The sequence below is a fragment of the Stenotrophomonas sp. YJH_SMC_119 genome, from assembly GCF_059368315.1.
Map to the genome: position 1 here is coordinate 28,317 of NZ_JCAFRP010000015.1, position 20,830 is coordinate 49,146.

The following is a 20,830-nucleotide window of genomic DNA, read 5'->3' on the forward strand; positions in this document are numbered from 1 at the left end:
CCTGCTCAGCAGCTGCAAAGCGGCTAGATATCTGCAGCGTCAATGAACCACATGCCATCGGCATCATTGTCAGTAGCCACGCCAGCGCTTTCCACTGCGTCTTTGAACACGTGATCGCAAAATACAGAGGCTGTATAAGGTGTCTTGAAGACGTGCGCCTGGCCAAGCGCGCCACGATCAAACGTCACACTTGCACCACCACCAAGATCGTAGAACTTTCCGTTGATGAAATCTTCGGAGGTATCAATAAAGAGCTTGGAAGCACCTTCGTCCAACGCATCAATTACCCGGATCACAGTGCACAAGTAGCGGCGGTCGCCTTGGCTACCATCTTCCAGCCGATAGTCAACTTCCGCAAAGGCGAAGGCTTGAGGATCAACGGAAATCATCACCTCATGCAGTCGCTTCGAGACGAGCCAGTATCCGCTGAATCCCGGCTCCAGATCCCGTGGCGGTGCGCCTACGCTCGGATTGAAAGCCAATCGCGGAACCTCGCGGAGTGGTGGAATGCCTCCCTCCTCTGGTAGCAGGATCATGCGGGGAGGAGACAGCAGTCGATCCAGATTCTCGAAGACGACCCCGCATGCAGGGCCACTGATTGCACCGGCCTCAAGGAGAAAGAACTTCCCCTTCCGAGGGTGATTAGCTGAGGTCGAATCCATGCGCTATCTCCATCTCATTCTGAGTCCTGCACTGGGCACAGCTTACCGGTCACCGGTTACGGATCAAACACTCACACTCCAAAGAAGCGTGCTGAATGGGCATGCTGCCTTGTAACCCGGTCGGCAGCAGCCGGTAATCGGATTACAACGAAATCCATTACAGGTAGATCACCCGTCCAATAGGAGCCCTTCACTCGGTCGTCATCGACAATAGCCAGGTCGGCTTGGACGACCACCCGCTGGGCTGCTACGCGGACCTTCCACCGCACGAGGCAGTCCTGGTGTTCGGCAGCAACTACGACGTGGAGCCGGACGATGGGCAGCGGCTACAGCCGGGCGTGCCTGACTGAACCGTGCGGCTGTTCAATACGTCGCAACTGGTTTGCCATCAGTTGTCTGCTCCCTAAGGTCAGATTGCCGCAGCGTCCACGAAGGAGATGCCGCTATCCCGAGGATTCGCGGGAAGCCCCGCCGCGTGAACTGCATCAACAAATTCGCGGCTCGCGATCACGAAGGTGCTGAATGGAGTCAGGAAGACATGCCCATCTCGCACCACCTCAGAGCGAATGGCCAGACTCGCCCCGCCTGCAATCGAATAGAACTTTCCGTTGACGAAGTCCTCATCGATCTCGATATCAAGCCTTGAATGCTCCTCGTCTATCGCGTCCAGTTCACGCACCACGTCGCACAGGAAACGCCGTGGCATAGGTGTGCCATCGGCCAGGCGGACATCACACTCAACAAAGTCGAACGCATGCGGATCCACGGATTTCATCACCTGCCACAGCCGTTCCGAGACGAGCCAGTACCCGCTGAAGCCGCCCTCCAGGTCACGTGGCTCAGGGCCCTTGGAAGCGTCGAAGACGATGCGTGGCTTCTCGCGAAGCGCCGGGAAACCCCCATTGTCCGGGCGCAGAATGATGCGCGGTGGATCGAGCAACACCGACAGGTTCTCAACCTCGGCGCCCCGGAAAGGACGGCTGCTTTCCAGATCTGGTGAGAACAAGTAGAACTGGCCCGCTTGAGGGCCTTGGATGGGGCTTTGCTTCATCTCCTGCGTCCCTGGATTCGCTTCAATGACACCGCAGATGGAGCTTACCCCTCTTGGCATGGTCGTTTCGAGGCAGCGACAGGCTCACGGTTTTCGCTGATGCCGCCCAGTGATGACTGAGAGGCAGATTGTGCCCTCCATCGCATCCTCTGAGATGGAGGCAGACCATTCTCCCTCCCCCACTGGAGGATGCCCATGACCAAGATCGACCCCGCATGGCTGGAAGCCTTCGACAAGGAGCTCCTCCGCCTGTTCGCCATCGACCATCGCGATGCCGGCATGGATGAATACCTGCTGGGCTGCTACACAGACCTTCCGCCGCGTGAGGCTGCCCTGGCGTTCGGCAGCGACTACGACCTGGAGCGCGACGATGCACTGTGGCCACGGCCGGGCGTGGCGCTGCAAAGTTAAGCTGTGTCGCAATCGGCCCGCTGCACGTATCAGCTCGGCGGGCTAGGTGTCGCTTTTGGGATCCTACACGGCTGCAAACCGTACTTTTTGAAGCGCATTCGGGCGGTAGCTTAACAACGGCCCCAACCGCTGCACCGCAAGGGTTCTGTCGCGCGTGCGCCATGCAACAATGCCGTAAGCGTCAGCATTTGCGGCCTCTGCGGCCTACGGTTTCTTGGCATCTCGCAGCCATGCGAGTACACCTTGGCATGCCACCTCACACAGGGTGGCACGGGCGTCGAAAACCCGGTCAACAACCATGTGTTTGCGCTTGCCAGCCGGCGTCACGTTCGTGTGACGCCGGCTGGCAATCCGTTCGCGGTCCATGGCGGGCGGTGCGTGGGGGTCTTCGGACCCGCCGGATTGGTTGTTGACCGGTTTTCGAGCCTCGCATCGTCCGCCACTTTTATCGGTGGCGCTGCTGTCTGTCCTGTACGGAGCATTGCCATGAACACATCGGACTTCCGTTCCCTGCACGCGCAGTACGATCCGGACAACACCGAACCCGACCGCGAACGATCCATCGATCCCAACGCCTTCGTCGCCACGTTGCATCGCATCGGCACTGGTGCGGCTGCGGACGGCCAGCCTTGGCCGGAGCGGCATCAACTGCCTGGGCGTTGTCTTCAGCTGGCGGATGCGGATTGCGCGCTGGCCGGGCTGCGCGTGGTGGCGGAGCTGATGTTGGCTGCGGAGCGGACTCGGCAGAACGGCGCGCCCGAGGAGTACCTCGGGGATCGGGTGATGGAAGGGTTGAAGATGGCGTGTGTGGCGTTGACCGCGCAAGTGGCTGAGCGGTTGCACGTGCGGGAGTAGCGCCCAAGGCTTTCACCTCAAGCAATAGGCTGTGGGCTGTCGTCGCGGCCCCGTTGTCCGTTCGCCTCTGATCTGCAGGACTTCCAATGAAGTCTCTGACGTACGCAGTACTGTGCTTGGCAGCGCTGATTGGTTCAGCGCTCGCCCATTGCCACCTGCCCAAAGACGATTTGGAGCTGAAGATCTACCCCAAGGTCTCGGCTACCGAATTTGCTGTCATGCGCGAGGAGGCCCTAAGCCTAGCGGCTGAAGATGCAACGCTCGGCACCGGGCGCTTCGAAGCAAGGTACTTCGAGCTCACTTGCCGAGGCGAGCCCGCTCTGCTGGTGGACAACTCATCATCACAGTTGCTCATCCTAGGCTTCACAGGCCAAGCCAGTGAGACGCCTTGCGTTCAACCTCTACTCCAGCGCTGGAGTAGCCGACTACTTCCGGGCGATTAGGGCTTTGCAACTGAGCTCCACATACAAGACGCATGGAGGGGCCTGAACAGTCTGCGGTTTGCGCTGACACACTACGCTCCTCCGCCTCAAGCCATTAGCGGCTCATTGTGTCGTTTACGGCATACTTTCCCCAGAACGCCACGTGCGGTCGCGGATAGGGGAAGGCTGTGAGTAGGTGGACTGAAGACGAATTGGCTGCTGCCGTTGAGGCGTATCGCCAAATGGAGGCCCGTCTTGCCAATGGATCAGCCCTTGAGAAGGCAAGGGTCTATCGGGAACTGGCCGCCCGCCACGGGCGTACGTCCAAGGCCTGGGAGTACCGCATGCAGAACATCTCCCACGTTCTGGATCAGGCAGGCAAGCCCTGGCTACCCGGGCTTCTTCCAGCATCGAACGTGGGTGCAAAGGTTGAGCCGAAACTTGCCAAGCTCCTCGGGCTTTCCGGTGAGACGCTCACGTCGGTCTCTGGTCCTACAAGAGGGCTGTTGCAGCAGGAGGCCAAAGCGGCAGAGGCATCTGGCAGTTTCTCCCCAACAGACGAGGTGGACGAGAGGCGGCGTGTGCTGGCAGCTATCGTTCGGCGCCGCGGGCAGCCTGCCTTCCGCAAGGCACTGCTGGACGCATACGGCGGTCGGTGTGCGATGACTGGGTGCGATGTGGTCGATGCGCTTGAGGCGGCCCACATCCGCCCCTATTCCGGCCAGTCGAGTAGCGTGGTCAGCAACGGTCTTCTGTTGCGCGCAGACGTTCATACCCTTTTTGACCTCTACCTTATCGCCGTGGACCCGACGTCCCTGCAGATGTCCCTGGCCCCCGCATTGCACCAATCAAGCTATAGCGACCTTGTCGGCAAGGAACTGGCGTCTCCAGTATCAGCGACACTTTCGGTCAGCCCTGACTCGCTAGCCTGGCACCGGTCACAATGTGCCTGGGCGTAGGGCCCCCGCCTGGTTGTCTCAGCTCCTGAGACAGCAGAGGGAGATCCTTCCCGTCCGGATTTCACTTGCCTCACTTGACGTATAGATCAATAATTGAGCCGTATCGAGTACGGAAGACGGGCGTGAAGACCCTCCAAGAACTAGGCTGTCAGGTAGCGGCTAGGCGTAAGCAGCTGGGCTTGAAGCAGATCGACGTAGCGAAGACCAGCGGCGTAACTGCTGAACTGCTTTCACGATTCGAAAGGGGTCGCCTTTCTGAGCTCGGCAGCAGAAAGCTGATTGCAGTGTTGTCGGCTTTGGGCATGGAAATCTCACTCAGCACGACGCCATCCTTCATTTCGGAAGAAGGATGATCGCGTCCAAGTCTATGTGGACCACTGGTCCAATCAAGAAAAATTCACTGGAGTATTGGAATGAGATCGGTTGAGCTTTTCGCAGGAGCCGGCGGTTTGGCCATGGGATGCGAAATTGCCGGTTTCGAGCACTTGGCCGTGGTCGAATGGGACAAGTGGGCATGTGACACGGTCCGCGAGAATCAACGGCGCGACTACCCCCTTGTTCGTGGATGGACCCTGCACGAAGGTGATGTCCGCTCGTTCGACTGGTCTTCCATCCCGCAGGACATTGAGCTTCTGGCTGGAGGACCACCCTGCCAGCCATTCTCCATTGGCGGCAAACACAAGGCGCATGAAGACGGACGGGATATGTTCCCGGCGACTGTCGAGATCATCAGGCAACTGCGACCGAAGGCCTTCATTGTTGAGAACGTGAAGGGGCTGACTCGCGCCAAGTTCGCGAACTACTTCCATTACATTCAACTGCAGTTGGAGTTCCCGGATGTCCCTCCCCGCAAGGACGAGGACTGGTCAGATCACCTGACGCGCCTTCAGGTCGAGAAGACATCAGGCAAGCGGAAGGGGAAGGGCCACACTTACAATGTCATCCCTACGCTGGTAAATGCTGCGAACTTCGGTGTACCGCAGAAGCGTGAGCGTGTGTTCTTGGTGGGCTTCAGAGACGATCTTGGCGTGGAATGGTCGTTCCCGCATGAGACCCATAGCTATGACGCTCTTCTGCATGATCAATGGGTGACCGGGATCTACTGGAAACGTCACGGCATACGTCAACCCAAGATGCCCGCGAAGCTCGCAGCACGCGTTGCTAAGTTGCAGCAGTTCCGTACGATGCTGCCTACGCAAGCATGGCGGACGGTTCGAGACGCACTGCAAGGGCTTCCAGATCCGGAAGGTCGTGAGGCAAAGAAGTTTGCGAACCACATCCACCAGGCAGGTGCACGCTCCTACCCTGGACATACCGGTAGCCCTCTCGATCTGCCCGCAAAGACGCTCAAGGCCGGCGGTCATGGAGTGCCAGGCGGGGAGAACATGCTGGTGAAAGATGACGGCTCAGTGCGCTACTTCACGATTCGGGAGAGCGCTCGAATCCAGACGTTCCCCGATGGATTCCAGTTCCACGGGAGTTGGTCGGAAACCATGCGTCAGCTTGGGAATGCAGTCCCCGTGTTGCTGGGGCAGCGGGTCGCGGCAAGTGTTGCGGAGCAACTCGCGATTGCGGGACTGTCGCAAATCGCCAAGAATGAAGCAAACACCAAAAGAAAGCGCGCATGACGGCCAAAGTAATTCAATTCAATCCACTGGATAAGAAGAACCTCGGCGCGAGCGTTGCCGAGGCTCTGCTTACGAAGGAAGTGCATCCACTTGGCCAGCTTCCCCAGTTTGATGGTGCAGGCATTTATGCCATCTATTACACAGGCGACTTCGAAGCTTACGAGCAAATCGCCCGGCTCAACAACGATGGAAAGTTCATGCTACCCATCTACGTGGGGAAGGCTGTTCCAGCCGGCGCTCGTATGGGCGCAAGTACCGACGTTCCGCCTGGCAAGGTCCTCTTTAAGAGGCTTAAGGAGCACGGGGAAAGCATCAGGGCTGCGACGAACCTAAACATCGAGGACTTTTTTTGCCGATTCCTGGTTGTCGATGACATTTGGATCCCGCTCGGCGAGTCCCTCATCATCTCCCGTTTCACACCTGTGTGGAATTCACTGATTGATGGATTTGGAAACCATAACCCTGGGAAGGGCCGCCACGCCGGAATGCGGCCTAGGTGGGACGTCCTCCATCCCGGACGCGAATGGGCTCAGCGTCTTTCAGATCGGCCAGAGAGCCAGTCAAGAGTAGCGGAAGATGCTGCAACTTATTTAAAGGTTCTCCCAACCTGTCTATCAGACAAATTTATTGAGGCTAAAGGAGATTAATTTTTTCTCAATCGTAGAGTCAACTCATCGTGCAATAACTGTGATCACAGAAATCGCGCAACCAGGAAAAATATTGAATAATTGCAATCTCCACTCTTGGACCAGAGACCGGGCCGCTAGATAAATTTCCTTATCTTCTCAACCATGCGCGCGACCCGGGGATCCTCTCGACTCGAATTCACCTTTTCGACGCTTTCAGCCATCTGCTTGAGCGCAAGCGCTCTCCTCTCCAAATCGCCGGCTGGACGTCCTTTGCGACCTGGATGAAGCGAATCCCAAAGGGAGGCCACTTGCTCCTGTCGTCGTTTACCTACGACTTTACTTCCAAAGCCGATCCCATTCCATGCCGGCCTAAACGCTGCAATCAGCACAGACTCCGCCAAGTTAATATACGCATCGTCCAACACCAAGTATCGGCAGTGAAAGTCCTTCTCTCTGAGATCGAACTCGCCACAGCCAACAACCGACCTAATCGATTCCGCGTGATTTTTGAGGCGATTCCATATCCTGGCCTCAGTAGTTGGACTGGGATTAAACCCCTGCTTCGCGTTCTCCCTGGCCGCGCTTCCGATGTAAATGGGGTATCGGAGCCCACCTTCACCACCATCTCGACATACTATGCCTGCATACGCCGGATGCGGACCTGAGTAATAAATGGCGTAGACCCCAGCTCCAGGAAATTTAGCAGGGGGAAGCGGACAGATGTCCTGCTCCAGAAGCTCAACCGCCAGAGTTACGCCAATATTATTGACGTCCAACGGATTAAATGACTCTACCATCCCTCCCCCTGAATAAAATAATCATCTAAGGCGCTAGAGAAAACCTTCTCCCATACTAATATATGGCACCTTAGATTCGAATCAGCTCGACTCAACCTGAAAATTCCGAAACGAATTTCTGAAGAATATTGAACCTAGTTCGATAGGTATGCTCATCATTTGCGCTTCGTGAAGCCAGATTGTAGGCCGCAACGTCTTTTCTATTCGGATTAGCTCGCCGAAATTTCTCGAAGTGATCAATGCAATCTCGGGCACTAAAGCCGCTCGCATTTTCTACACCACTTCGATAAATCCAGTAATAGACCGGCAGATTGCCAGACGATCGCAAGAGGCTGTCGCTTGCATAAAACTCGATCGACATTTGCCGCAGAACAGAACGCGCGCGTTTAAATGCCCGCTCAAAACTCTGCTCGGTAAGGATAGCTTCAGCCGCGAACCTATCGAGCGTGGCCTTCTTTGTATCTACGAAGTCCTCCCGATGCTCCAGGAGGAGTATCTTCGCGGCAACGTTCTCATGTTGCTTGCGAGAATTGCTAAATGATACGCATCGAGAGAAAAATTTGTGATCGGCTAGGCTCTTGATATAACCAGGGACCGCACCGAGCATCGCGCTACGGACTTCAGCGCCCGTAAGTGGCTTGCTTCTGTTTAGCCTCACAAACAGATCATTAATCCTGCTTTCTTGATCAGTGATCACCGACATAACTGAGAGAGGAAAGGCTTCAATTCTCGCTAGTATCCTTGGATGCTTTTCTCTCAGCTCCACGACATCAAGGCCGGCAAGCCTTACAGAAGGATCAGCAAAATACACAGAGTCCTTTCCCAGCCGAAATTTCCCATCCAAGAAGCCGAAGATTGCTTCCAGCCGCTGCCTACCATCAATCACTGCGTACGGTTTACCAGACTTGTTGAGCTTGCTCCCGGAGTAACTGAAATCAGCGATGTAGAACTTGGGAACGTCGTATCCGTTGATTATTGAATCAATCAGATAGGCTCGATCCGCAACACCCCATACTCCTGATTTCCTTTGGTACGCAGGAGAAAAATCAATCTGGTCCCGCTCTGCATACCACCACGATATGCTACTGGATGAGAATGGGCGGACAACAAAGACGTTTTCCATCACTGAAATCCAAATGTAGTTTTAATTTCGGTACCAAGTCCCGAGAGATCCGGATAGACCACAGAATGCGTGTACCCTATTCGCAACAAGTTTCCGTGCAGGAATTGCTTCCTTGCAGCGGGAACCTTCAAACAAACCAACGAGTCTTCTGCATAGGCCTTCTTTTCCATACTCTCTGTCGATCTGCAGAACATGACGAAGTTTCCTCGCTGGGCGGTGATTCGACTATTCGTGTGATTTCCGAGAATCGCGATTGGGTCAGATGGAGCAAAATCGCCTCCGGGATCCTTAAGAAACTCCGCAGCCTGAGGCATAGTCGGATCTGGGACACGGTCCAACCGCTCATTATTTAAGGCCCTTTTATTCCATGCAACAGGATCAAGCATCCAAACGCAAGCGTCTGCTTCTGGACGACTACTGGAAAGAGCAAAGTACAGTGCGATGTATGGGTTTTCAGTCCAATCCAGCAGCCGGGTAGGTACACCATAGTGCTGTTGAAGAAACAACCAATCGAAGTCAGTCGCCGGCGTTGACTTCAAAAATGGCGCACTTGTCTGCAGAAACCTGGACTTGAGTCGCAATTCGAACGTCAAGGCATTCGACGGATCTGCAACCACGTCCGGGTGTCTCATAAGGCTTGGAACCAGCTCGTAGACGGGGTGATTCCCTGATCCTCGGAACCATCGCGGTCCGGTGCTTTGCGCCAACCATTCTTCCACTGAGTTCATTAGCTCAGACAGAGAATTGATTTCTATCTCTTTCGCCGACATCCCGCTCCCCTGTGGTCCTTTTCCGTTGGACTCTCGCGGCCGCGACTCCGGCAGCAATGCTGCCGGAGTCGCATTTCCTCTAGGTAACGCTCTTAATCTTAATCAAACCCCAACAGGGTTAGCCTTTTCCGGATCAATCTTGTACTGCTTGATCGCCCGGGCCACATCCTTCGCGGTCATCTTCCCTTCCTTCGCCAGCGCCGCAATCGCGGCATGGGCGATGTAGTAGCGATCCACCTCAAAGAACCGGCGCAGGTTCGCACGCGTATCCGAACGACCAAACCCATCCGTACCCAGCACCGTGTAGCTCATCGGCACGAACGCGCGGATCTGGTCCGCATACGCACGCACGTAGTCGGTGGCGGCAATCGCCGGGCCCTGGCGGCCTTCCAGCAGCTCGGTCACGTAGGCCTTGCGCTGCTCACCTTCCGGATGCAGGCGGTTGGCACGCTCCACGTCGAAACCATCGCGACGCAGTTCGTTGAAGCTCGGGCAGCTCCAGATGTCGGCGGTCACGCCGAAGTCCTTGTCCAGCAGCTCGGCCGCGGCAATGGCTTCGCGCAGGATGGTGCCCGAACCCAGCAGCTGCACGCGCAGCTCGCCCTTCTTCGGCTTGCCGGCGTCGGTCAGCAGGTACATGCCCTTGACGATGCCTTCGGCCGCACCTTCCGGCATTTCCGGGTGGGTGTAGTTCTCGTTCATCAGGGTGACGTAGTAATACTCGTCCACCTGGTCTTCCATCATGCGCTTGGTGCCGTGCTGCAGGATCACCGTCACTTCGAAGCCGAAGGTCGGGTCGTAGCTGCGCACGTTCGGGATGCCACCGGCCACCAGATGGCTGAAGCCATCTTCGTGCTGCAGGCCTTCACCGTTCAGCGTGGTGCGGCCGGCGGTACCACCCAGCAGGAAGCCGCGGGTACGCATGTCGGCGGCCTGCCAGGCGATGTCGCCCACGCGCTGGAAGCCGAACATCGAGTAGTAGATGTAGAACGGCAGCATCGGCACGTTGCTGACCGAGTAGCTGGTACCGGCGGCCATCCACGAGCTGATCGCACCCGGCTCGCTGATGCCCTGCTGCAGCACCTGGCCGCTCTGGTCTTCGCGGTAGAACATCAGCTGGTCGGCGTCGACCGGCTTGTACTTCTGGCCGAACGGCGCGTAGATGCCGATCTGGCGGAACAGGCCTTCCATGCCGAAGGTACGCGCTTCGTCGGCCACGATCGGCACGATGTGCGGGCCCAGTTCCTTGTCGCGCAGGGTGATGTTCAGGCTCTGCACGAAGGCCATGGTGGTGGAGTAGCTGCGCTCGCCGCTGCTCTTCAGCAGGCGTTCGTAGGCTTCCAGCTTCGGCGCCACGAAGGTCTTGTCGGCCTTGCGGCGGCGCTGCGGCAGGTAACCACCCAGCGCGGCACGGCGTTCCTGCAGGTACTGCACTTCCGGCGAATCCGGGCCGGGGTGGTAGTACGGCACCTGGCCGTCGGCCAGCTGCGCGTCGGTCACCGGAATGTTGAAGCGGTCGCGGAAGTGGCGCACCGCTTCGTCGTCCAGCTTCTTGGTCTGGTGGGTCGGGTTCAGTGCTTCACCGGCGCTGCCCATGCCGTAGCCCTTCACGGTCTTGGCCAGGATGACGGTCGGCATGCCCTTGGTGTTCACGGCCTGGTGGTAGGCGGCGTACACCTTGTGCGGGTCGTGGCCACCACGGTTCAGGCGCCAGATGTCGTCGTCGCTCAGGCCGGCGACCATCGCTGCGGTTTCCGGGTACTTGCCGAAGAAATGCTCGCGGGTGTACGCGCCGCCGAAGGCCTTGCAGTTCTGGTATTCGCCGTCGACGGTTTCCATCATCAGCTTCTTCAGGACGCCGTTGGTGTCCTTGGCCAGCAGGGCATCCCAGTAACCGCCCCACAGCAGCTTGATCACGTTCCAGCCGCCGCCACGGAACACGCCTTCCAGTTCCTGGATGATCTTGCCGTTGCCGCGCACCGGACCGTCCAGGCGCTGCAGGTTGCAGTTCACCACGAAGATCAGGTTGTCCAGGCCTTCACGGCCGGCCAGCGCGATGGCACCCAGGGTTTCCGGCTCGTCGCTCTCGCCGTCGCCGATGAAGCACCACACCTTGCGGTCGGACTTCTCGATCAGGCCACGGTTTTCCAGGTAACGCATGAACTGCGCCTGGTAGATGGCGGCCAGCGGGCCCAGGCCCATCGACACGGTCGGGGTCTGCCAGTAGTCCGGCATCAGCCACGGGTGCGGGTACGAGGACAGGCCACCGCCGTCCACTTCCATGCGGAACTTGTCCAGCTGCTCTTCGCTGATGCGGCCTTCCAGGAAGGAACGCGCGTAGATGCCCGGGGCGCTGTGGCCCTGGATGAACAGCAGGTCGCCCGGGTGGTTTTCGCTCGGGGCGCGCCAGAAGTGGTTGAAGCCCACGTCGTACAGGGTGGCGCCGGAGGCGAACGAGGCGATGTGGCCGCCCAGGTCACCCGGCTTGCGGTTGGCGCGGACCACGGTGGCCATCGCGTTCCAGCGGATGATCGAACGGATGCGCCATTCCAGCTCGGCATTGCCCGGGCTCTTGGCCTCGAACTGCGGTTCGATGGTGTTGACGTATTCGGTGGTGGGAGAGAACGGCAGGTAGGCGCCCGAACGACGGGTCAGTTCCACCATGCCTTCCAGCAGCTGATGCGCGCGCTCGGAGCCCTCGACATCAATAACGGCCTTCAACGACTCGATCCACTCCTGGGTTTCCACAGGATTCGGGTCGTTGTTCAGCACCTCGTTCAACCAGTTCATTAGCGCTCCCATAACCGCACGCACGCGCGCGACTGTTGTATAGATTTCTAGACCGCAAAGTGTAGCGCACCAAGGGCTTTCGTCACTTGGCTACGCAGGCGTATGGATGCAACCGGCCAGTGTCCGCAAGGGGCTTGCCGGGCCCGCTGACGACCCTGCGGCGGGCCTTGGCGGCTGCGCGGGCTGTCGCTTGCGGGCCGCTGCGCCCATGTGCAGGACGCAGTGTTACTGCTGCCGATGACGGTTGTAGGGCAGCGCCACGCCCACCGGTATCGGCTGCGCGTGCTGGCGCTGAACCGGCGACAACGTGTCGCACCTGCCTCTGGATTGGCCCCCACCCTGCCCTCAGGGTAGGCCTCGAGTGTTGGCCTCGCCCGCTTCGGTCCGCCGTCTGGCCCTGCCTCGCTCCCTTCCACAGTGTTGCCCGGGGCGCCTCGCAAGGGGCGCCCCTTTTGCCGTGCGCGGGGCTGGCCGTGGCCCAAAACTGATCCGCTTGTGGCCGGATCGGTGATTGTCGTCTTCGATATATCGATATATCGTTTGCACACTCGTTTACCGATATATCGAAATGAGCCGCACCGCTTCTCCCAGAGCCCGTTCCACCAATCCGGAAGTGCCGCGCCGCAACGGCCAGCCGCGGGTGCTCAGCCGCGGCGACCTGCGCCTGCTGGTGCTGGCCCTGATCGGCGAACAACCCCGCCATGGCTATGAGCTGATGCAGCTGATCAGCAACCAGTTCATGCAGGCCTACACGCCCAGCGCCGGCACCATGTACCCGCTGCTGGCCAGCTTCGAGCAGGCCGGCTGGATCGAGGCCGAGGAAGTGGACGGCAAGCGGATCTTCCGCATCACCGCCGCCGGCGAGTTCGAGCTGAAGGTGCAGCGCACCCAGGTGCGCCTGGCGCAGCGGCGTGCCTTCGACCGTGCCCGCGAGATCACCAAGGCTTCGCTGCCGCCGCCGCTGGCCGGTGCCTTGCGCGAGTTCAAGCGGGCGCTGGTGCACCACCACGGCCGCTGGGCCGAGGGCGAAGCGGAAGAAGTGGCGACGCTGCTGACGCGGGCGTCTGCCCTGCTCAACGGTACGGCCGGTAGCGAGAGCCCACCCATTTCAACGACCCAGCCAGACTGAATCCAGCCAGGTCTCCCCTACGCCGCGCGCCCCGCGCGACACCTTTGCAGGTAACCCCATGACCGAACACAACAACACGCGCCTGCGCCTGGATGTGCGCTTCCGTGAACTGACCGTGCTGCGCACCGAAGAAGTCACCCCGCACATGCGCCGCGTGGTGCTGGGCGGCGACGAGCTGGCAGGCTTCGATTCGCCCGGCGCCGACGACCACATCAAGCTGTTCTTCCCCAACGCTGCGGGCGAGATGGTGCTGCCGGTGGTCACCGCCGAAGGCCGCAGCTATCCGGCCGGCAAGGAGCCGTCGCCGGCCCGCGACTACACGCCGCGCTGGTGGGACCACGAAACCGGCGAGCTGGCCATCGACTTCGTGCTGCACGACCAGGGCATTGCCGGGCCGTGGGCCGAGCAGGCCAAGGCCGGCGACACGCTGGTGATCGGCGGGCCGCGCGGTTCGTTCGTGGTGGCCGACAGCTTTGATGCCTATGTGCTGATTGGCGATGAAACCGCGCTGCCGGCCATCGCCCGCTGGCTGGACGTGCTGCCGGACGGTGCCGAGGTGCAGGCCTTCATCGAAGTGAGCGACGAGGCCGAACGCCAGGACCTGCCGCAGTACGAGAACGTGCGGATCCACTGGCTGGAGCGCAACGGCTTCCCGGCGGCCAGCAGCACGCTGCTGGAAGACATGCTGACCGACTTCGAGGCCCCGGACGGCGATGTCTTCTACTGGATCGCCACCGAATCGCGCCGCGCACGGATGATGCGCAAATTCATCGAAGGCCACCTGGGCGTGCCACGCGACTGGATCCGCTCGACCGGCTACTGGAAGGCCCACCCGGACGAAACCGACGGCGATTGATCCAAAGACGGTGGGTGCGGCCCCTCCTTGGTAGGTGCGGACCGTTGGTCCGCACGCCCTGCAACAGGTAGTGCCGGCCGCTGGCCGGCAACCTCATGAACCTTCGGCAGGAACCCGCAATTGCCGGCCAGCGGCCGGCACTACCACGCGGGGCACCGCCTGCCGCATCCACCCAAACAGCTGCGCGGCCCAGATCTCCAGCGCCAGCATCCGCACGCCCTGCAACAGGTAGTGCCGGCCGCTGGCCGGCAACCTCATGAACCTTCGGCAGGAACCTGAAATTGCCGGCCAGCGGCCGGCACTACCACTTGCTGCGCCCACCCGAACCGCTGCGCGGCCCAGATCTCCAGCGCCACCAGCAGCGCGATGACCAGCAGCGGCAACAGCAGCCCGAAGTACACGCCGGGCATCATGCCGTTGATCTGCGCCTTCACCAGCCGCAGCACACCACGGGTGTGCAGCAGCTCATCCACATGCATCGTCAGCGCCTCGCGCACCACCTTGGGCTCCAGCCCGACCGTGCCGGCCTTGTCCACCAGCGTGTCTTCCACCATGCCGCGCAGCAGGCCTTCGCGCACCTTGCCGATCACCCAGCCGGTGCCGCGCGCCAACGGGCCGTTGCCAAGACGATCAAGACCGGGCAACGGATGTTCGCTGAGGTAGGCCGAAGCGATGGTATCGGCCACGTCGCCCACCGTGCCCTGGCTGCGCAATGCCTCGCGCATGCGCGGGTCGTCCAGCGAGTCGGTGAAGCCTTCGCTCCAGCCTTCCACCAGGGTCTGCAGGTGCGGCTGGAAATGATCGAGCTGCTTGAACAGCGCGCGGTGTGCACCGGCAGTGAAGCCCAGCTGCAGGCCGAAGAAGGCAGTGGCCAGCGGCAGCAGCACCACGTAGCTGGCCAGCAGCCAGTGATGCCAGCGCTTGCGCCGCTGCAACCACCCCCGGCGGTGCAGCCCGCGCCAGGCGAAGATGCCCAGCACCAGGCCAAGCAACGTGCCGAGCACGCTGCCGCCCAGCAGATCGAGCACGCTCAGGCCCGACCAGAATTCGTTCAACCAGTACTGCGCGTCCTGCATGGATCTTCCTTCCGTGGTTGCGGCTGCGCCTGAAACGCCAGCCAGGTAGAGTCGACTGTTAGTCGACTATCGCGCGCAGCGCGGGGGTTTCCGGCATCGCGCCAAGAGCAGTCGACTAACAGTCGACTCTACCAAACGGAAGACCGCCGCTCCGGAACACGCCAAGCAATGCGACAATCGCGCTCCTTTCCTGCAGCGACGAGGCCCACATGGCCAAACTGACCCTGGCCAGCGTGGATGCGCTGCGTACCCGCTTTGCCGATGACGCCGCCTGCGACGCGGCGCTGGCCGCCTTCGCCGACACCGCCGCACTGCGCACGCCGCTGCGTGAGCTGGTGGAGGCACAGCACCGCTACCTGCAGGCCGAATTCGAAGTGACGCAGGTGGCCGATGTATTGCGCCGCGACCAGAAGTACGCGCCGGTGGGCCGGCCGTCGGTGCACATCGTGCAACTGCGCAAGCAGCAGGCCGCGACCAAGCAGGCGGCGCTGATCGCACGCCAGGTGGTGGCGCAGGCCGCGCAGACCTTCGTGCGCGTGAGTGGGCTGGCGGCGAAAGCCAAGCAGAGCCCGAGCGAAGCGTGCGTGGCATGGTTGGGCGCGTTGCGCTGAGGGATCGTGCGGACCAACGGTCCGCACCCACCAGATGCAGGTTGGCGTCTACCGGGTAGTGCCGGCCGCTGGCCGGCAACCCCATCAGCATCGGGCACCCCGCATGCAGCCGGCCAGCGGCCGGCTCTACCGGCACCCAAAAAGAAGGCCCGCTTTTCAGCGGGCCTTCTGCCTTCTCACGACGAGTGAGCGGGGTGCATCAAGCCGCCGGCTTTTCGCCGGTGGCTTCGGTGGTGATGCGGATCTTCACTTCATCGCTGACGTTCGGGGCATACGCGCCGACGCCGAAATCGCTGCGCTTCAGGGTGGTGGTGGCATCGAAGCCGGCGGCCGGAACCTTGGCCATCGGGTGCTCGCCGCCGCCGTTGACGGTCACGTCCAGGGTGACCGGCTTGGTGATGCCCTTGATGGTCAGGTCACCGGTGACGGTCAGCTTGTTGGTGCCAGCGGCTTCCACCTTGGTGCTCTTGAAGGTGGCATCGGCGAACTTGGCGGCGTCGAAGAAGTCGGCGCTCTTCAGGTGCTCGTCGAACTTGGCGGTGAAGCTGTTCAGGCCGCTCAGCGGCAGCTTCACTTCCACGGTGGACTTGGTCACGTCTTCGGCGTTGTACACCAGGGTGCCTTCGACGTTGCCGAAGTGCGCGCTCGGGTTGGAGAAGCCGAAGTGGCTCCACTGGGCCAGCACGTCGGTGTGGGTCGGGTCCAGCTTGTAGGTGCCCGAGGCGATCTTGATCGCTTCGGCGGCCGGCGCGGCAGCGGCGGCATCGGCGGCCGGGGTGGCGGCCTGCTCGGTGGTGGCCGGGGCGGCGGCATCGGCAGCCGGGGCAGCGGTGTCGGCCGGCTTGGAGCAGGCGGCGATGGCCAGGGTCAGGGCCAGCGGCAGCAGCAGTTTACGGGTGGCGCTCATCTGAGGAACTCTCCGGATCGTAGGGTGGGTACACGGTGCAGCAAGAGCCTGCCACGGGACAGCAGGCCCGAAACCGATACAACGACTTACGCGATGCGCGCCGCTTCGTCGAACGACAGGCGCGGCAGACGCGGGAACAGGCCCGCCGGGTCACCGTAACCCAGGTTGACCAGGAAATTCGACTTGATCGAAGTGCCGGCGAAGAACGCTTCGTCCACCTTGGCCGGGTCGAAGCCCGACATCGGGCCGGCATCCAGGCCCAGCGCGCGTGCGGCCAGGATCAGGTAGGCGCCCTGCAGGCTGCCGTTGCGGAGGGCGGCTTCGTGGCGGCCTTCCTGCGGGCCGTCGAACCAGGCCTTGGCATCGGTGTGCGGGAACAGGTACGGCAGCTTCTCGTGGAAGTCCAGGTCGAAGCCGATGATGGCGGTGACCGGAGCGGCCATGGTCTTGTCGTGGTTGCCTTCGGACAGGGCCGGGGCCAGCTTGGCCTTGGCTTCCTTCGAGGTGACGAAGACGAAGCGGGCGGGCGTGGTGTTGGCGGCGGTCGGGCCCCACTTCACCAGGTCATACAGTTCCTGCAGCAGGCTGGCCGGGACCGGCTTGTCGAGGAAGGCGTTCTGGGTGCGGGCAGTACGGAACAGCTGGTCGAGGGCAGCAGCGTCGAGCGCGTGGGACATCGGTGGATCTCCAGGGCGGCTAAGGGAAGTCAGTGCCCGCGGGCGGCGCGGGGCGAAACGACGAGCCGCAGTGTAGAGTGTCGCGACTGTTGCAACACCCAGCAGGGCTGAAACGAATTAATGCCAATGGTGAAACGATCGAGCGCGCCATGGACGGTCACTGACGGCCGTGCGGGCAATGTCCGCCAAGCGGTCGCGCTGGCCTCGGCGCTGCGCCAGGGCACCCACCGACCGCTGGTCCTGCAGCCCCGCGCACCCTGGCGCTGGCTGTCGCCGCGGCGCCTGCCGGGTGATGTGAACGGCTATGGCGAGGCTTTCGCGTCATTGGCTGCCGAGGCCCCGGCGCTGGCGATCGGCTGTGGCCGCCAGGCCGCCGGCGCACTGCGCGTGCTGCGCGCACGTGGCAGCCAGGTGGTGCAGATCCTCGACCCGCGCATCGGCGCACGCCACTGGGATGTGGTGGTGGTGCCCGAACACGATGCCCTGCGTGGCAGCAACGTGCTGACCCTGCTCGGCAGCCTCAACCCGGTGGACGACGACTGGCTGGCCTGGGGCCGCGCCGCGTTCGCCGGCTTCAGTACCTTGCCCGGCCCGCGCACCGCGTTGCTTGTCGGTGGACCGACGCCGCTGGCGCCGTGGGATGAAACGGCGATGGTGGGCGTGTTCCAGGCGCTGGCCGGGCAGATCCGCAGCGAAGGCGGCAGCCTGCTGGCGACCACCTCGCGACGCACGCCGCCGGCGTTGGCCGAGATCCTGCGCGCGACGTTCGCCGACCTGCCGCATGTGATCTGGGGCGACGGCGGCGACGGTACGAATCCTTATGGCGGCCTGCTCGGCTGGGCCAACCGCGTGGTGGTCTCGCCCGATTCGGTGAACCTGCTGTCTGAAGCCTGCGCCACGCGCATGCCGGTGATGGTGGCGCTGGCCGATACCGCGCAAGGCCGGCTGGCGCGCTTCCAGCAGCAGCTGCGCGAGCGCGGGCGGCTGCAGGCGCATTGGCTGGACTGGCAGTACGACCGCATCGAACCACTGCGCGAGACCGCGCGGGTGGCCGCGGAAGTGAAACAGCGTCTGGCATTGGGGTAGTGCCGGCCGCTGGCCGGCAATGCTCTACGCGCTACCGAAGATCCTGACGTTGCCGGCCAGCGGCCGGCACTACCGGGTGCGCAGCGTTTTCTGAACATTTCGATCCGACTGTGCGGTTAGAGTCCAGCGTCCCCCATCACGCTGAACGTCTTCATGCGCACCCTGCTCCTGCTGCCCCTGGCCCTGCTCGCCGCCTGCTCCACCACGCCCACCGAGCTGGATCCGATCTCGTATCAATGCCAGCAGCAGCTGGACGCGTACCGCGAACAGCCGGCGCTGCGCGATCCGAAGACTGGTCAGCGCCCGCCGCTGCCGGTGGCCCCGATCAGCGACGCCTGCGACAAGGAACTCCAGCGCAAGGGCCTGGATCGCCCGCTGCGCTGACCGGCGTATGATCGGCGCGCGGGCCTGCCCGCCGTTGAAGGTATCGACATGGATCGTTTTTCCCGCCTGCCCCGCGCCGCGCTGCTGATCGCCAGCCTGCTGGCGACTGCACCGGCCTGGGCCAACAGCACCGAATGCCGCGAGCGCTACCCGAGCGTGGCCGCGCAGGCGGCGATGCTGGACGTGGCCTGGACCACCGCCGAGCGTCTCGATGCGCTGCCCGATGTGGACGTGGTGATCGCCGCGCGCGGTGGCCAGGACCTGAGCCGCTACGGCTTGCGTCACAGCCACCTGGCCTTCCTGCTGCGCGAGGACGACGGCCGCTGGCGCGCGATGCACCTGCTCAACCGCTGCAAGACCGACAGCTCGCAGCTGTACCACGAGGGCCTGGGCAACTTCGTCGGCGAGAGCGGCGGGCATACCGACCTGCGCATCGGCGTGCCGTCGGCGCCGCTGCGTGCTGTATTGAAGGCGATGCTGGTGTCGCCGTCGATCCAGCCCAAGGCGCTGCACGAGACCAGGTACAACGTGGTCGCCTACCCGTTCGCCACCGACTACCAGAACTCCAACCAGTGGGTACTGGAGGTGCTGGGCGCGGCGATGGCGCAGGCCGATGGCGCACCGGCCATCGTCAAGCGCGAACAGGCCCAGCAATGGCTGCGCCAGCAGAAGTACCAGCCCAGCGTGCTGCATATCGGCCTGGGCAAGCGCGTGGGTGCACGCCTGTTCATTGCAAACGCCACCACCACCGACCACCCCGCCGGCGAACGCATTTCCGGCAACTATTCGGTGGTGACGGTGGAATCGGTATTCGACTTCCTGCACCAGCGCAGCCAGCTGCAGCAGGAACTGGTGATCCCCCATGTGCCGGTGGCCGGTGCTGCTGCCGCTACACCCTGAATCCCGCGAGGAGAACGATATGCGTTCGCTGCTTGTTTCCCTGATGTCGATGGTGATCATTGCCGGCCTGCTCGGCGCGAACACCGCCCATGCCGAACGCCGCATCATCATCCTGCAGGACCCGGGTCCGCAGGGGCCGAGCCTGGAAATGTCCGCGCCTCTGGTGGCTTCGGCGCGCGCCGCCGCTGCCAAGGAAGCCCGGGATGCCGGGCTGCCGCCCGGCCACGGCGCATCGGTGAAGCTGCCGCAGATGCAGGTGAGCGCCATCGCGACCACCGTCGACGGCCGCCGCGAAGTGCTGCTGCGCGATGCCAGCAACCCGCAGAACACCGCATCGATGCAGTGGCCGAAGCGCCCCGGCGATCCCGCCGTGCAGTTCACCGTGGGCCAGACCGTGAACTTCGAGCCGACCGGCACCGACCAGGGCTGGCAGGTGAAGGACAACCAGGGCCGCCCGCTGGAATATCTGCCCGAGGCCACCGGCCCGCGCGACATCTTCGATACCCGGCGCTGAGCCGCCGCCCCCACGTTGACCAGGAGGTCTCCATGTTCCGTTGCCTGCGCATTCCCGCGTCCGCCCTGCTGCTCTCGGCGCTGCTGGCGCCCACTGTCCATGCTGGCGCCGCGCCGCAGTTGAACAGCAGCGAGGCCAGCGTGATCGTGACGTCGTTCGTGGTGCTGTCGTTGCCACTGGCGGCCTCGATGGGCTTGTCCGAACTGTCCAAGGCGCCGTTCAAGGCCAGCGAACGCAACGGCCGGGCCACGCGCACCAAGGCAGTGCCGCTGCCGCCGATGGAGGTGAAGAAGGTGGAGACCACGCCGGAGGGCGAGCGCCAGGTACAGCTGCAGGTGCCGGACAAGGCCGACCAGACCGCCACCCTGCGCTGGCCGGCGCGCGTGCATCAAGACCAGGCGGCAGGCTTCGTGGTCGGCCAGCAGGTGCACTTCGACCCCACCGAAGCCGGTGCCGGCTGGACCGTGAAAAGCGCGCAGGGCCAGGCACTGGCTTACGTGCCCACCGCCTACGCCGCTGGCGATGTGATGAGCGAAGCGCTGTAAAGCTGAACGACCGGTTTTGGCTTTGCCGCGGGCCGGGCGGATAATGGG

General features: G+C 62.1%; 23 protein-coding genes. 14 read left to right on the forward strand and 9 right to left on the reverse strand.

Going from position 1 to position 20,830, the window contains the following annotated elements; all coding sequences use genetic code 11:
- Positions 1–23: 23 nt before the first annotated feature.
- Positions 24–662 (reverse strand): DUF1629 domain-containing protein, encoded by a 639-nt coding sequence (locus tag AC5P6S_RS18220; protein ID WP_274850024.1) that lies wholly within the window; start codon positions 660–662, stop codon positions 24–26.
- A gap of 409 nt (positions 663–1,071) precedes the next feature.
- The gene (locus AC5P6S_RS18225; RefSeq protein ID WP_274850023.1) at positions 1,072–1,713 is read right to left on the reverse strand and encodes a DUF1629 domain-containing protein; all 642 of its coding nucleotides are present in this window, start codon (positions 1,711–1,713) and stop codon (positions 1,072–1,074) included.
- Between the two features lie 195 nt (positions 1,714–1,908).
- Between AC5P6S_RS18225 and AC5P6S_RS18230 the strand changes: the two genes are divergently transcribed.
- The 6 genes from AC5P6S_RS18230 (at position 1,909) to AC5P6S_RS18255 (ending at position 6,635) form a co-directional block, all read left to right on the forward strand.
- Complete coding sequence (locus AC5P6S_RS18230; protein ID WP_170272467.1) at positions 1,909–2,124, forward strand: hypothetical protein; 216 nt, start codon at positions 1,909–1,911, stop codon at positions 2,122–2,124.
- A 486-nt stretch (positions 2,125–2,610) separates the two neighbouring features.
- Positions 2,611–2,979, forward strand: a complete 369-nt coding sequence (locus AC5P6S_RS18235; RefSeq protein ID WP_057499938.1) for a hypothetical protein — start codon at positions 2,611–2,613, stop codon at positions 2,977–2,979.
- A 766-nt stretch (positions 2,980–3,745) separates the two neighbouring features.
- Positions 3,746–4,360: an HNH endonuclease gene (locus AC5P6S_RS18240; RefSeq protein ID WP_232015482.1), complete on the forward strand. Its 615-nt coding sequence runs from the start codon at positions 3,746–3,748 to the stop codon at positions 4,358–4,360.
- Between the two features lie 122 nt (positions 4,361–4,482).
- On the forward strand, positions 4,483–4,713 hold the full coding sequence (locus AC5P6S_RS18245) for a helix-turn-helix domain-containing protein (RefSeq protein ID WP_160320751.1): 231 nt from the start codon (positions 4,483–4,485) through the stop codon (positions 4,711–4,713).
- Positions 4,714–4,773: 60 nt separating this feature from the next.
- Positions 4,774–5,988, forward strand: coding sequence for a DNA cytosine methyltransferase (locus AC5P6S_RS18250; RefSeq protein WP_274850022.1), 1,215 nt, complete (start codon positions 4,774–4,776; stop codon positions 5,986–5,988).
- A complete protein-coding gene (locus AC5P6S_RS18255; RefSeq protein ID WP_057499934.1) occupies positions 5,985–6,635 on the forward strand; it encodes an Eco29kI family restriction endonuclease in 651 nt (216 codons plus the stop codon). The genes AC5P6S_RS18250 and AC5P6S_RS18255 overlap by 4 nt, the downstream gene beginning before the upstream one ends.
- Before the next feature lie 116 nt (positions 6,636–6,751).
- On the opposite strand, the gene AC5P6S_RS18260 is transcribed toward AC5P6S_RS18255, so the two are convergent.
- From AC5P6S_RS18260 to aceE, 4 genes are all read right to left on the reverse strand, one after another.
- Positions 6,752–7,414, reverse strand: coding sequence for an Eco29kI family restriction endonuclease (locus AC5P6S_RS18260; protein WP_080392849.1), 663 nt, complete (start codon positions 7,412–7,414; stop codon positions 6,752–6,754).
- A gap of 91 nt (positions 7,415–7,505) precedes the next feature.
- Positions 7,506–8,537, reverse strand: coding sequence for a DUF262 domain-containing protein (locus AC5P6S_RS18265; RefSeq protein ID WP_080392848.1), 1,032 nt, complete (start codon positions 8,535–8,537; stop codon positions 7,506–7,508).
- Positions 8,537–9,307 carry an FRG domain-containing protein gene (locus AC5P6S_RS18270; protein WP_274850021.1) on the reverse strand — a complete coding sequence of 257 codons (771 nt, stop codon included), beginning with the start codon at positions 9,305–9,307 and terminating at the stop codon, positions 8,537–8,539. Before AC5P6S_RS18270 ends, AC5P6S_RS18265 begins: the two co-directional genes overlap by 1 nt.
- A 102-nt stretch (positions 9,308–9,409) precedes the next feature.
- Positions 9,410–12,097 (reverse strand): pyruvate dehydrogenase (acetyl-transferring), homodimeric type, encoded by a 2,688-nt coding sequence (gene aceE, locus AC5P6S_RS18275; protein ID WP_495204706.1) that lies wholly within the window; start codon positions 12,095–12,097, stop codon positions 9,410–9,412.
- Between the two features lie 568 nt (positions 12,098–12,665).
- Between aceE and AC5P6S_RS18280 the strand changes: the two genes are divergently transcribed.
- Both AC5P6S_RS18280 and AC5P6S_RS18285 read left to right on the forward strand, forming a co-directional pair.
- Complete coding sequence (locus tag AC5P6S_RS18280; RefSeq protein WP_495204707.1) at positions 12,666–13,226, forward strand: PadR family transcriptional regulator; 561 nt, start codon at positions 12,666–12,668, stop codon at positions 13,224–13,226.
- Between the two features lie 58 nt (positions 13,227–13,284).
- Positions 13,285–14,082, forward strand: coding sequence for a siderophore-interacting protein (locus tag AC5P6S_RS18285; protein ID WP_495204708.1), 798 nt, complete (start codon positions 13,285–13,287; stop codon positions 14,080–14,082).
- Between the two features lie 254 nt (positions 14,083–14,336).
- Here the strand turns inward: AC5P6S_RS18285 and AC5P6S_RS18290 are convergent, their stop codons facing one another.
- Positions 14,337–15,158, reverse strand: coding sequence for a hypothetical protein (locus tag AC5P6S_RS18290; RefSeq protein ID WP_495204709.1), 822 nt, complete (start codon positions 15,156–15,158; stop codon positions 14,337–14,339).
- A 209-nt stretch (positions 15,159–15,367) separates the two neighbouring features.
- Here AC5P6S_RS18290 and AC5P6S_RS18295 point away from each other — a divergent pair, with 209 nt between their 5' ends.
- A complete protein-coding gene (locus tag AC5P6S_RS18295) occupies positions 15,368–15,769 on the forward strand; it encodes a hypothetical protein (protein WP_065183820.1) in 402 nt (133 codons plus the stop codon).
- 199 nt (positions 15,770–15,968) lie between these two features.
- On the opposite strand, the gene AC5P6S_RS18300 is transcribed toward AC5P6S_RS18295, so the two are convergent.
- Complete coding sequence (locus tag AC5P6S_RS18300) at positions 15,969–16,676, reverse strand: YceI family protein (RefSeq protein ID WP_005407837.1); 708 nt, start codon at positions 16,674–16,676, stop codon at positions 15,969–15,971.
- Positions 16,677–16,762: 86 nt separating this feature from the next.
- Positions 16,763–17,353: a malonic semialdehyde reductase gene (locus AC5P6S_RS18305; RefSeq protein WP_005407836.1), complete on the reverse strand. Its 591-nt coding sequence runs from the start codon at positions 17,351–17,353 to the stop codon at positions 16,763–16,765.
- Between the two features lie 126 nt (positions 17,354–17,479).
- Here AC5P6S_RS18305 and AC5P6S_RS18310 point away from each other — a divergent pair, with 126 nt between their 5' ends.
- The 5 genes from AC5P6S_RS18310 to AC5P6S_RS18330 all read left to right on the forward strand — a co-directional run bounded on the left by AC5P6S_RS18310 (position 17,480) and on the right by AC5P6S_RS18330 (position 20,782).
- Entirely contained in the window at positions 17,480–18,439 is a 960-nt protein-coding gene (locus AC5P6S_RS18310) for a mitochondrial fission ELM1 family protein (RefSeq protein WP_005407835.1), read from the forward strand.
- A gap of 153 nt (positions 18,440–18,592) precedes the next feature.
- Positions 18,593–18,823: a hypothetical protein gene (locus AC5P6S_RS18315; RefSeq protein WP_005407834.1), complete on the forward strand. Its 231-nt coding sequence runs from the start codon at positions 18,593–18,595 to the stop codon at positions 18,821–18,823.
- A gap of 48 nt (positions 18,824–18,871) precedes the next feature.
- Positions 18,872–19,723 (forward strand): DUF2145 domain-containing protein, encoded by an 852-nt coding sequence (locus AC5P6S_RS18320; protein WP_005412057.1) that lies wholly within the window; start codon positions 18,872–18,874, stop codon positions 19,721–19,723.
- Positions 19,724–19,742: 19 nt separating this feature from the next.
- The gene (locus AC5P6S_RS18325) at positions 19,743–20,237 is read left to right on the forward strand and encodes a hypothetical protein (RefSeq protein WP_065183838.1); all 495 of its coding nucleotides are present in this window, start codon (positions 19,743–19,745) and stop codon (positions 20,235–20,237) included.
- A gap of 32 nt (positions 20,238–20,269) precedes the next feature.
- Positions 20,270–20,782 (forward strand): hypothetical protein, encoded by a 513-nt coding sequence (locus AC5P6S_RS18330; protein WP_005407831.1) that lies wholly within the window; start codon positions 20,270–20,272, stop codon positions 20,780–20,782.
- Positions 20,783–20,830: the final 48 nt, after the last annotated feature.